This is a genomic window from Paenibacillus mendelii (genome assembly GCF_024498075.1).
In the GTDB taxonomy this organism is placed as follows: Bacteria; Bacillota; Bacilli; order Paenibacillales; family Paenibacillaceae; genus Paenibacillus_Z; species Paenibacillus_Z mendelii.
This window is the reverse complement of the sequence record NZ_JANHOF010000002.1, coordinates 633,113-645,684: the sequence shown is the minus strand read 5'-3', so window position 1 is coordinate 645,684 and position 12,572 is coordinate 633,113. Positions and strand designations below refer to the sequence as shown.

Sequence of the window (12,572 nt, the reverse complement as noted above, 5' to 3'; positions counted from 1 at the left end):
TGAGAGAGAGGTGAGCGAATGATGAAAAGGTTAACGGTCGAGGGTGTCCCGCAGGGCGTATCCCAGCTTGTGCAGGGCTCGATGATGCTTCACAAGGACAGAATGGACGATGTGCGCGAGCTGCTGGATGCGTATGTCCAAGCTGGCGGCAACACGATCGATTCGGGCCATATCTATGGAGCTGCCTCCGCCATGGCGATCGGGGCATGGATGGAGGAGAGGGGCAACCGCAGCGACATGGTCCTGATCGGCAAAGGAGCCCATCCCTATGAACAGTCCCGCATGAGGAAGACTTGCATCGAGAACGATCTTCTTGAATCGCTTGAACGGATGAAGACCGATTATGTCGATATTTATATGCTGCATCGCGATGATCCGAACGTCAACGTCGCTTACATTCTCGATGGTCTGAACGATCAGCTGGCCAAAGGCCGCTGCCGGTCATTGGGCGCTTCCAACTGGAGTGTCGCGCGTATTCGTGAAGCGAATGCTTATGCCGCTAAGCATGGACTGACGGGCTTTGCCTGCAGCAGTCCTAACCTGAGCTTGGCCAAGCCTAATGAGCCCCGCTGGGCAGGCTGCGTGTCGATGTCGGCAGAGGATGAAGCATGGCATCAAGAAACGCAGCTTCCCGTCATTGCTTGGTCCTCCCAATCAGGCGGCTTCTTCACGGGGCGTTATTCGCCGGAGAAGACAGATGACGCCGATATGGTGCGCGTGTATTACAATGACAGCAACTGGGAACGGCTTAGACGGACTCGCGTTCTGGCAGAGCGGTACGGTGTTACCGCGAATCAGATTGCGCTTGCTTATGTACTGAATCAATCGTTCCCGGTGGCGGCTATCATTGGACCGCATAAAGTCGAAGAACTGGCCGATAGTGTGAAGGGCCAGCAGGTTGAACTAAGCGTCAGCGAGCTCGCCTGGCTTAATTTAGCTTCGGATGCGCTTGGCGCGAATTCATAATGCAAGGAAGGGGAGCCGCCGCTGCTGGGGGCTCCTTCTTCATGAATTTGTCATCATTGAAGGCCCCCTGCAAGCTTGCGGCGCCTCCGGTAAATAAGATAAAGTGGAGGGATCAGCATGCGTGAAACGGAGAGATGACGATTGAATATACATGGATCGCAAGCGGTTAGACAGCGAAAGCGGCTTATGATGGGCTTGGCGCTTATTGCCGTTTGCGCGATCGGCTTTGCAGGTGGACGCTTCTGGGTCTATGTTCAGAATCCGATCATGGATGACCCGGGATTTCGCAATTTGTCCTTCGCCTATGATGAAATTATGGACGACTACCTGGAAGGCGCGGACTCGAGATCGCTTGTCAACGGAGCAATTGAAGGCATGGTCGGCTCTCTCGGAGATCCTTACTCGGTTTATTTGACGGAGGCCAAGGGTGAGCAGTTTATTCAGTCGTATGAGGATCACTTTGTCGGGATCGGCGTGACGATCCGGGAGCAGGACGGCGAATTTGTCATCGAAGAAGCCATTAAGGACGCGCCTGCGGAGAAAGCGGGCTTGAAGACAGGGGATGTCATGCTCAAGGTGGACGGCACACCCATGAAGGGGATGACCTTGGACAAATTGATGACGCTGGTTCGCGGCCAGGAAGGCACGGAGGTCAAGCTACAGATCCGCCGGGAGGGACTGGCAGAACCGCTCGAGCTGCCGGTGGTCAGGGGGGCCGTGCCCGTTCACACGGTATCCTTCGCTATGAAGGAGGATGGCATCGGTACGATTGCGATTAACCGGTTTGCCGATAAGACAGGAGATGAGTTCGACAAGGCCATCGAAGCGCTGCAGGCCAAGGGCATGAAGAAGCTACTGCTTGATTTGCGCAGCAATCCGGGCGGACTGCTGGAGCCGACGATTCATATTGCGAATCGTTTCGTGCCGAAGGGCAAGACGATCGTTCAAGTCGTATATAAAGGCGAGAAGCGGATCATTACGCATAAGTCGGAGCAGAAGGAACCATGGAAGCTGCCGGTCGCCATTCTCGTCGATGGCAATACCGCCAGCTCGGCAGAGGTGCTTACCGCAGCCTTGAAGGATACGGCTGGTGCGGTCGTCATCGGTGAGCAAACCTTCGGCAAAGGAATTGTGCAGCAGTTCCGCCAGCTGGCAGACGGCTCGGTACTGAAGCTGACCGAAGCACAGTGGCGCTCGCCGGATGGACAATGGATTCATAAGAAGGGCATCGAGCCTACAAGAGTGGTCAAGGCGCCGGCGTATACCCAGCTGCCACGGCTTCCGGTAGGATTGAAGCTGCAGGAAGGCGATTACGGTGAACGCGTTGAGACTGCGCAGCAGATGCTCCAGGTACTCGGGTACATTACAGGAGAACCGCCGGGGATCTACAATGCGGATACAATCAAGGCGGTTAAGGCATTCCAGCTAAGCGAAGGCATTCCGGCCAATGGTATTCTGAACGACCGGACGGCTTATCGGATTACAACCCGGTTGATGGAGAAATACCGGGCGGAGGATCCGCAGATGCTCACGGCGATGGAAGAGCTGCGGGCTGCCGCAGCAGAGGAATAAAGGCTTACGGACGGATATGTCCAATTGCTGCAGGATGTACGGAGGAACCCCATGAGTGCTTTAGCGGCTCACGGGGTTCTTTTGTCTAGATCGGATGCATGCGAAGGAGAGGACCGCGGTGTCCAGTATGTGGAAATAACCCTTGCAAATCGATGCGCCTATATGTCAAAATCGGTATAGTTCAGCGTCCGAGTGGTTTTTCTTTGTTTCGCTCCCGGCTAACGAGCGTAGAAGCTTGCCCCGAACCACCTTGCTGTGGGATTGCCTGCTTCTTGACTCGGTTCCCTTTTGTTTTAATCGTTAATGGATGAGCGGGTCGTATGTGAAACATATGCAAGAAGGACGGATCATCATGAGAGGGGAATGTTATGGATATCCTGATCGTTGAGGACGAGACGCCGATCCGGGACGTGCTGCAATCCTACTTTTTAAATGAAGGCTGGAAAGTACATGTATCTACGGATGGCACAGATGCGTTAGAGAAAGTCCGGACAACCCGGCTGGATATGGTCGTGTTGGACCTGATGCTGCCCGGGATATCGGGGGAGGATGTGTGCCGAAGCATTCGGACGTTCTCGAATGTTCCTCTGATTATGCTGACGTCGAAGGCGAATGAAATCGATACCATAAACGGATTGAATTTAGGAGCCGACGACTATATAACGAAGCCCTTCCGTATGAAAGAAGTGGTTGCCCGCATATATGCCCTGCAGCGCAGAATGCAGGTGAATTCATCTGGCAGCAAAACGGTGCAGCGATTTAACCGGGGGCGATTAATCGTCTATTTCGAGTCCAAGGAAGTCATTGTCGACGGACGGCCGACGAATTTAACATTGACCGAGTTCAAAATCATGAATATTTTAACGAAAAATCCCGGCAAATTATATAGCCGGCATGACTTGTCTTACGAGGTGCAGGGCTACCGTTATATCGGCGACGACCGTACGATGGATGCCCATATAAAGAACATTCGCCGAAAAATCGAAGAGGATCCGAAAAACCCGATCTATATCTCAACGAAGGTTGGAGCCGGCTATAAATTTAATTTTATACCGGATGAGGATTGAACCGCTTGCCGGCTTGGATGAAGCAATCCGTGACGGTCTACTTCACGGTCCTATCCTTGTTCTCCGCTCTGCTGCTCTCCGCGATGTATGTCATCTTTATTCTCTTGTGGAATCAGCTTCTGGTGGCGTACAAGACCGAGTACTTGGACGACCAGACCTTAAAGATGACTTTCGCCATACAAGAGAAGGTGAAGCACGAACCGCTCATCGAGAACCAGCTCATGTGGATCTACAGCTTATCCAAGCAATATTCGGGTTTCGTCAAATATACCGACCCCACCGGCGACAAGGTATGGTTGGACTCTTCGCTTCAACAGGAGCCGTTAGTTACACCATACGAGGTGGAGCTTCCTCTCATGATAGAAGGTCAATTGGCCGGCCTATTAACAGCCTCGTACGATTTGAGCAATGATAATTACTTTCCTTATTTCACGAACATGAACAATACCGCGAAGAAGCAAGCCCGAATCGTATATATTGGCTTGCTGCTGATAGCTATTCTTCTTAGCTTATGGATCTCCGTGATGATGACCAAGCAGCTCCGATTGAAAGCCAAGCGCGCATATACCATTATGAATGGCGATCATGAAACGGAAATACCGGCGGGCGGAATCTTCGAGCATACGCAGATGGCTCAGACGATCAATTATTTATTGGCAGAATTTAAGCAGCAGGAAAAATGGCGGAAGCAGTTGATGCAGGATTTGACCCATGAGCTCCGAACGCCGCTGACCTCGGTCCTGTCGAGGCTGGAAGCGATGATCGATGGCATCTATCCGTTAACAGAGAGAAACATGAATCTCATCTATGCGGAGATTGACCGCTTGTCGCGTCTTGTTAAAGACGTGGAGAAGCTGTCGGAGGCGGAAGGCGCCCGGTTTACATTGAATCTGCAGCGGGTCGATATGGTGCAGCTGCTCCGAAGCGTTCACGAAGGGTTTCTATTCCTCGCACATGACAAGGATATCGCGTTCACCACGCAGCCGGTGTATGTTCCCATCTATGCCGAGGTTGATCCCGACCGCTTGATTCAAGTGATATCGAACGTCATTTCCAATGCCATTAAATATACGCCGGTTGGCGGAGAGATCGATATCGTACTGCGGACCGATGATTATGAAACCGCTATCTATGTCACCGATAAAGGGATGGGAATTTCACCCGAGGACTTGCCCTACATATTCAACCGCTTCTATCGTGCGGACAAGTCCCGTTCCCGGGACAGCGGAGGGCTTGGCGTCGGTCTTAGCATTGCGCGTGTTCTTGTGGAAGCACATGGAGGAACGATGGAAGTGGAAAGCGAGCTCGGAATAGGCTCTACATTCACCATCCGGCTGCCGATCATGTCCAAGTCAGATCGTCAGGAGCCGGAGGCCTTGGCTGAATAAGGAGGTTAACTATTGTGCTGAGGGAGGCCTATCGCAGGCTGAACAGGAATCTTTCGATTCTGCTGTACCCGATCATACTTGATATGATTGCATTAGGAGCGGGATGGGGGTTGGCTGGCTTTAGAGGAGAGCCTCAATGGTCGCTCAAGCTGCTGCTTGATATGGGGCTGCCGTCCTTGAGTCATTCATTGAATTTGCCGGTATTGGCGAATACATTAGGTTATTTAAGTTTATTTGGTCAGGAGGGTTCGGTACCGGCCGTAATCGTCGTGCTCCTGCTGCTGCTGGTCTTATGCTATGCGCAGGGAGGCTATATCGCAAGCCTGCAGCTGATCGCTTCGGGGGCCAAGCCGAGCTTCTCCCAGTTCATGCGCAGCGGGAGAGTCTTCTTTGTCCGCTTCTTCATGTTTAACGCCATCGTGTTTGCAGCCCAAATGGGGCTTACCCTTGGGTTGTCGGCCTTATTCGGTTCAGCCGGCTTATTCTTTTCGCTGCTTGTATTCATTGTGCTGCGTATTATATTCATCTATATCGAATTCACGATGGTCGTCGACCGGTTATCATGGGATCAAGTGCTGGGGCAAAGCAGGGCGTATTTCCGAAGCTCCTTGGCTCAAACAGGAATGATCGTCGTCGTGTTGGTTGCAGGATCGGGATTGATCAGTCTTCTGCTGCACCGGACATGGAGCCTGGCAGCCATTATCATCGGCATTCCCGTATACGCGTATGTGATAACGGGCATACAGCTGGCGCTTATGATGGTTTTGCTGCAGACGAAATCGCAAGCCTAAATGAATGAAGATCACAAAAACCTCACCCTTAAGGTGAGGTTTTTGTGATCTTCACAGCAAATTCACAGGAAACTCACGTCGTCTTCACAGGATGTTTGCTAATCTAAGGTAGTAAGCGCTTACTCATTGAAGGATGAGCAACCGGGATAACGACCAGAGCTAAGCGGCCAGAACGAATAAGGGGGAGTTTGTATCCACTATTTAATGAAGAGGAAAGTTGTACTGGTGGCAGTTCTTATTCTACTTACGATCTTCACGGCAGCATGCTCCAACAGCGGCAATAGCAAGGAGCCCGCGAAGGAAGAACCAACGAACGAGACTGTTAAACAGAACGAAGACGAACCGCAGAAGCCTGCACCGCCAGCGGAACCTGTAACGATCACAGTAGCCTATCCGTGGGGAGAAGAGCAGTTTAATTCCCGTTTTAAGCCGATTGAACAGAAGCTGGAGAATGTGACTGTCAAGTATGTCAATGTGAACGGATCGACGAACGAAGGCTTGCAGGAGCTGTTCGCTTCCGGGGTTGAGCCGGATATTATTATCGGTAATCACGGCTTCAGACCGTTATTCGACCTCGAAGTCGTCGAACCGCTCGACGAATTGATGACGGTGAACAATTTCGATGAATCTATCCTCGATGCTTCGTTGGTGGCATACCTGCGGGCTCAAGATCCGGAGGGCCGGATGATGGGGTTCCCGGACGGCCAAGGCGGTCAAGTGCTGTTCTACAATAAGGAAATATTCGACCTATTCGGCGTTCCCTATCCGGATCCCGAGAAAAGCTTGACGTGGGATGAACTGCTCGACCTGGCGGCAAAGATGACAGCGGAACGCGACGGGAAGAAATATGTCGGATTGGAGTTTGGATACGGCTCCATGGATGGGGATGCCACTATTCCTCTGAATGAAATGGGATTGAATAAAACTGATCCTGAAACCGGAGAAGTTCTCATTACGAAGGACCCTGGCTTCACGAGATACTTCGAATGGATGAAGAAGTTTTACAGCATACCGGGTATTGTCGGCGAGCACACGAAAGGTCAAAGTTTGTTCGCGCTTAAGCAAGCGGCTATGACTCTGAATTGGAACGGATTCTTAGCAGGGGGCTGGGGCGACAAGGAATTCCAGAAAAATATGGACGTCCTGCCGGTTCCCGTATGGGCGGACGCGCCGACCAACGGCCCGATTGTAGGTACATCTCCGATGGTCATTACGAATTTCAGCAAACATAAGAACGAGGCGTTCAAGGTTCTTGCGGAATACTTTTCCGACGAGAATCAAACGAATATCTTGAAGGATATGGCTTCCGGACCGGCGGTCTCCAACCCGGATATCCGCAAAATGTATGGAACTAATGTCGACGCGTATAAAGGTAAGAATATTGGCGCCTTCTTCAAAGTATGGCCTGCGATTCCGAAGGAACGCTTCAGCTTGTGGGATCAATATGTTGATATCGGCGGCAGCTTGGCCAAGTTTGCCGAATCGGATATGGATGTCGCTACGCACCTTCGTAAGCTGAAGGAAGAATCGGAAGCGAAGATTAAAGAAGCCATGGCGGGCGGAGCAGCGAAATAAAGCAGGCAAATCATCATCATGATTAGGTAAGTAAATGTGGAATCTGAGGGGAGGAGCCCGCTCCTCCCTGTTATGAATTGGAAGGGGGGGTATTCATTGGCCAAGATCCTGTTCAACCATGTCTATAAACGCTATGGCAAATATAAAGAAGTGGCCGTCAATGATTTCAATCTGCAGGTCGAGGACGGGGAGTTTCTCGTGTTCGTCGGGCCGTCCGGATGCGGCAAGTCAACGACGCTTCGCATGCTCGCCGGGCTTGAGGATATATCAGGCGGTGAAATCTACATTGGCGATACGGTCGTCAATGACTTCTCGCCGAAGGATCGCGATATTTCCATGGTATTCCAGAATTATGCGCTGTACCCGAACCTGAGCGTGTATGAGAATATCGCATTTGGTTTGAGGCTGCGCAAGCTGCCTAAGCATGAGATCGACTTGTCCGTGAAGCGTGCGGCGCGCGTGCTGGAAATTGAAAATTTTCTTGAACGCAAACCAAGGGAATTGTCTGGTGGCCAACGGCAGCGCGTCGCTCTGGGCAGGGCGATCGTCCGTAAGCCGCAGGCTTTTTTATACGATGAGCCGCTATCGAATCTGGACGCGCGGCTGCGCGTGCAGATGCGATCGGAAATTATAAGCCTGCATAAGAAAATGGGTGTGACTTCGATCTATGTCACCCATGATCAAGTTGAAGCTATGACGATGGGAGACCGGGTCGTTGTCATGAATAAAGGAGTCATCTTACAGGTCGATACGCCGGAACGCCTCTATAATCGTCCGAATAACATCTTTGTCGCCAACTTTATCGGTAATCCCCCCATGAACTTTATTCCTGGTAAATTGCAGGAGGGGAGCGGTGGGCTGGAGTTTCATACGAACCGCTTTGCACTGCTGCTGACGAAACAGCATGCAGGCCAATTGCGAAAGCAGAATTTGATTGATAAGACAGTCATTCTGGGCATTCGTCCGGAGCATATCAGCTTTGAGGAGAATGAAATCGGGGGCAATCCGCAATCGCTCATCTCTGGCGTGCTGGAATTCGGCGAGTTTGTCGGATCCGATCGATACTACCATCTTAAGATTGGAATGGAAAGCTTGTTAATTGCACGGGCACACCCGAAATATCATTTCAATGACGGTATGAAAGTTACAGCTGCGATCGATATGGAGAAAGCGCTGTTCTACCATAAAGAAACGGAAAACCTGTTGACGGACTGACTGGAGGGAAAGGGATGGCAAGCCGAAATGCTAAGATAATCTGCTCTCTATTGGCCATCGTTACTCTATCGATTACGATCGTCAGCACTCCCCATTCACCGAAGGGCGGATCGGCAGCTTACGCGAGTGAAGAGATCCTGGCGGCAGCGGCGGCTAATGAGACGAAGGAGCTGCGGCCCAGCCTTTCCCAAGGCCGCGCGGAATCGTTCTATTACGAGGTGCGTCAGCAGTGGGAGAAGGATCAGGTACCGCTTGGAACAGCATCGATAGAGATACCGGCAGACCGATGGCTGAAGAAATCGGATGATGCAAAGGTCGGTTCCTACGAGGGTGAAGACGGCGCACTGCTCTTTACCCAGTCAAGGGGATGGGTCGAATATGAAGTCGAGGTGGACCAGGATGGTCTATATGAGCTCGATGCCAGGTATATACCGATTGTTGCGAAGGATGGCGGCGGCCTGCAGCGCATCTTGCTCGCGGTTCAGCTTAACGGATCGTATCCCTATGTGGAAGCCCGGTCGATGATGCTGGAGCGAAGCTTTAGCGACCGTAAGCCGGATAAATTCGATGAAGAAGGCAATCAAATGCGTTCACTTATCGATGAAACGAAGGCGTGGAGCAGCAGGCCGCTGCGGGATACAGACGGGTCCTACGCGGAGCCGACCCTGTGGCACTTTAAGAAAGGCTCCAACTTGATCCGCTTGGAGGCGATGCTGCAGCCGTTAGCGCTCCAATCGTTAACGTTGAAGCCGCAAGCCCGCATCCCGGATTACGAGGATACGAAGGCGGCAAGCGGCACATCCGCCGCGCGGAACGGCGATGTCATCGAGATCGAAGCCGAGCAATTCAGCCTCAAAAATTATTCATCAATTCAGGCGCAATACAATCGAGATCCGCTTACGACGCCGAAGTCGCTAAACGCCATTCGTTATAATACGCTCGGCGGCTGGAGCTGGTATAAAGGCGGGCAAGCCGTTACGTGGGAATTCGACGTTCCTGAAGACGGCTTATACAAGATTGGGATGCGGTCCCATCAGAATTTTCGATCGAATCTGTCGGTCTTTCGAACAGTATCGATCGATGGGAAGGTACCGTTCCAAGAGATGCTTCGTTATCCCTTTCCATATCGCTCAGGTTGGGAAGCCTTGACCCTTCAGGATGACGAGGGCAAGCCCTACGAGTTCTATCTGGAGAAGGGGCATCACACGCTGAGGATGGGAGCCAATTATGAGCCCTATATGCCGCTTCTCGTTGAGATCGATCGTATGCTCAGTGAGTTCCGGGCTGTATCGACCGATCTTCGAACGGCGACCGGCAATCGCGAGGACCGGTACCGGGTATGGGACGTCGAGAAGGATATTCCGGGATTGACGGATCGTCTGGCGGAGCTGGAGAAGCAGCTCAAGCACCTCTCCGAAATGATGGTCGGCATCAATGGCAAGGTGGATTCGATCTCCCAATCGTTTCTATCGAGCGCCACGGATATCCAGGACATGCTGGATAATCCGAATGAAATTCCAGCCAGTCAGCTCGCCATCGGAACGCTTCAGGAAAAATTAATTAATCAGCGCAGGGATTTGATGGAAAGTCCGCTTGAGCTGGACCGCATTATGATTGCGCCGGCGGACACCGATTTTCCAAGAATGAAGGCGAATTTGTGGGAAAAGTCCAAAGGGCTGTTCTCCTCGCTGGTCTATTCGTTCGACGATCGAAATTCGATCAGCCGTAAGCAGAAGGACAATGAAATCAATGTATGGATGTTCTGGGGCCGCGACTATGTGAATGAGCTTCAACAGCTGGCCGATGAGAAGTTTACCCCCAAGCATGGCGTTAAAGTGAAAATCAATCTCGTACAGTCGTCCGAGCTGCTTATCCTCGGCAATGCCGCCGGTATTATCCCGGACGTTGCGCTCGGGGTGCCAAGCGGCATGCCGTTCGAGCTTGCAGTACGACATGCAGCATATGATCTGTCGAAGCTGCCCGGGGCGGATGAAGTGCTGGAGCGATATAGTCCGGGTACGATGCTGCCGTATTACTATGATGGCGGATATTACGGCGTGCCGGAAACGATGAACTTCAAGGTGTTATTTTACCGCAAGGATATATTGAGGCAGCTGGGTCTGTCGGTACCTGACACATGGAATGATGTCTACAGCATGCTGCCGACGCTGCTGCAGAATGAATATAACTTTTACGTCGAGCCTGGCGATTACTCGTATTTGTTTATGCAGAATGGCGCGGATCTGTACTCGCCTGACGGGTTATCGACAGCGCTGACGAAGCCGGAAGCCTTCGACGCGTTCAAGCGGTGGACGGATCTGTTCAATATGCATGGTCTGGAGCGGCAGGTGCAGAGCTTCTACAATCAATTCCGCAAAGGGACGATCCCGGTGGGGATCTCGGACTTTAATCAATACATGCAGCTGCTCGTAGCGGCGCCGGAAATTATGGAGGACTGGGCCATTGCTCCAGTACCGGGGACCGTGAACCAGGATGGGAGCATATCCCGCTGGATCGGCGGCTCGCAATCGGTGAGCTCCATGATGTTCAAAGGGAGCTCGGAGAAGAAGCGGGATCTGGCCTGGGATTTCTTGCAGTGGTATTTATCGGAAGAGACGCAGACCGAGTTCGGCTTGAATTTGGAGCAGTACAACGGCGAGACCTTCCGCTGGAACTCGGCCAACGTAGGCGCGTTCGCCAATATGCCATGGAATCAAGATGACCTGAAGGTATTTCTCGAGCAGTGGCAGTGGATGAAGGAGTTTCCTAACGTACCCGGCGGCTACATGTCGGCGCGTGAGCTGGGATTCGCTTGGAACCGGGCGGTTATCGACGGGGAAACCCCGCGCGTCTCCTTGGAGAAAGCCGTGAGAGAGATCAACAGGGAGCTGATCCGGAAGCAGCGTGAATTCCACATTGTCGATCAGAATGGGAACGTACAAAAGACACTCGATCTGCCGCAGATGGAGGAGCCATGGAAGGGTGCGGAACGATATGTCAAGTAATGTGCAGGTTAATACGCGGGTCCGTGCCGAACGGGCCGTTATAGCCGGGAGCGTCAAGCGGAGTCCGTCTGTGAAGCTGAAGGAGCTGCTGGCAGATATATGGAAGCATCGGCTGTCCTATCTGTTCATCGCCCCGTTCTTCGCCGCATTCACCATCTTTATCGTCATCCCGATCGCGGCAGGGGTCATGCTTAGCTTTACGTATTTCAACGCGATCGAATTTCCGACCTGGGTCGGCTGGCTGAACTTTCAAAATTTATTCTCGCAGGACATTATCTTTCTGCAGCACGTGTTGCCCAATTCCTTCAAATTTGCTTTATTCGTCGGTCCATTAGGCTATGTGTGCGCATTCATGCTCGCCTGGCTCATCGCCCAGCTGCCATCGGCTCTGCGCATGTGGTACGCGCTGGCGATGTATGCTCCTTCGCTTACAGGAGGGATTGCAATCGCTGTCGTCTGGCAGGTCGCGTTCACGGGAGACCGGACCGGTTATATCAACAGCTTCTTGCTAAAGCTGGGACTGATCGAGAAGCCGATTCTCTTCTTGGCGGACAAAGACTACTTAATGAACATCATGATTCTGGTCTCCATCTGGGGGAGCATGGGCATCGGTTTTCTCGCGCTGCTCGCCGGTATTCTCAATGTCGACAAGCAGCTGTACGAAGCGGGGAAAATCGATGGCATATCGAGCAGGCTGCAGGAAATTTGGTACATCACGGTACCGTCGATGAAGCCGCAGATGCTGTTCGCCGCCGTCATCTCCATTGTGAGCACGCTCAAATCGGGCGGGGTCGGTACGGCGATGGCCGGCAATCCGACACCTGATTACGCGGGACAGCTCATGGTGAGCCATATTGACGACTACGGCTTCATTCGCTTCGAGCTTGGCTATGCCAGCGCCATCTCCATCGTGCTGTTAGTGATTATGCTGCTGCTGAATAAGCTGCTTCACGCCTTGTTCACCCCGAAGGAGGATGAGGTATGAAAGTAGAC

General features: G+C 52.2%; 9 protein-coding genes. All 9 read left to right on the top strand.

Annotated features, from left to right (window positions below; genetic code table 11):
* Positions 1 to 18 precede the first annotated feature (18 nt).
* The 9 genes from NNL21_RS10175 (at position 19) to NNL21_RS10135 (ending at position 12,564) form a co-directional block, all read left to right on the top strand.
* Positions 19 to 966 (top strand): aldo/keto reductase, encoded by a 948-nt coding sequence (locus NNL21_RS10175; RefSeq protein ID WP_309145318.1) that lies wholly within the window; start codon positions 19 to 21, stop codon positions 964 to 966.
* 141 nt (positions 967 to 1,107) lie between these two features.
* On the top strand, positions 1,108 to 2,538 hold the full coding sequence (locus tag NNL21_RS10170) for a S41 family peptidase (RefSeq protein ID WP_256555144.1): 1,431 nt from the start codon (positions 1,108 to 1,110) through the stop codon (positions 2,536 to 2,538).
* Positions 2,539 to 2,906: 368 nt separating this feature from the next.
* The gene (locus NNL21_RS10165) at positions 2,907 to 3,605 is read left to right on the top strand and encodes a response regulator transcription factor (RefSeq protein WP_204817088.1); all 699 of its coding nucleotides are present in this window, start codon (positions 2,907 to 2,909) and stop codon (positions 3,603 to 3,605) included.
* 5 nt (positions 3,606 to 3,610) lie between these two features.
* Positions 3,611 to 4,993: a sensor histidine kinase gene (locus NNL21_RS10160; RefSeq protein WP_204817091.1), complete on the top strand. Its 1,383-nt coding sequence runs from the start codon at positions 3,611 to 3,613 to the stop codon at positions 4,991 to 4,993.
* Between the two features lie 14 nt (positions 4,994 to 5,007).
* A complete protein-coding gene (locus tag NNL21_RS10155; RefSeq protein WP_204817093.1) occupies positions 5,008 to 5,784 on the top strand; it encodes a hypothetical protein in 777 nt (258 codons plus the stop codon).
* A gap of 225 nt (positions 5,785 to 6,009) precedes the next feature.
* The gene (locus NNL21_RS10150) at positions 6,010 to 7,359 is read left to right on the top strand and encodes an ABC transporter substrate-binding protein (protein WP_204817095.1); all 1,350 of its coding nucleotides are present in this window, start codon (positions 6,010 to 6,012) and stop codon (positions 7,357 to 7,359) included.
* Between the two features lie 96 nt (positions 7,360 to 7,455).
* Positions 7,456 to 8,574: an ABC transporter ATP-binding protein gene (locus NNL21_RS10145; protein ID WP_256555143.1), complete on the top strand. Its 1,119-nt coding sequence runs from the start codon at positions 7,456 to 7,458 to the stop codon at positions 8,572 to 8,574.
* Between the two features lie 14 nt (positions 8,575 to 8,588).
* The gene (locus NNL21_RS10140; protein WP_204817097.1) at positions 8,589 to 11,579 is read left to right on the top strand and encodes an extracellular solute-binding protein; all 2,991 of its coding nucleotides are present in this window, start codon (positions 8,589 to 8,591) and stop codon (positions 11,577 to 11,579) included.
* The gene (locus NNL21_RS10135) at positions 11,557 to 12,564 is read left to right on the top strand and encodes a carbohydrate ABC transporter permease (protein ID WP_256555142.1); all 1,008 of its coding nucleotides are present in this window, start codon (positions 11,557 to 11,559) and stop codon (positions 12,562 to 12,564) included. The genes NNL21_RS10140 and NNL21_RS10135 overlap by 23 nt, the downstream gene beginning before the upstream one ends.
* Positions 12,565 to 12,572: the final 8 nt, after the last annotated feature.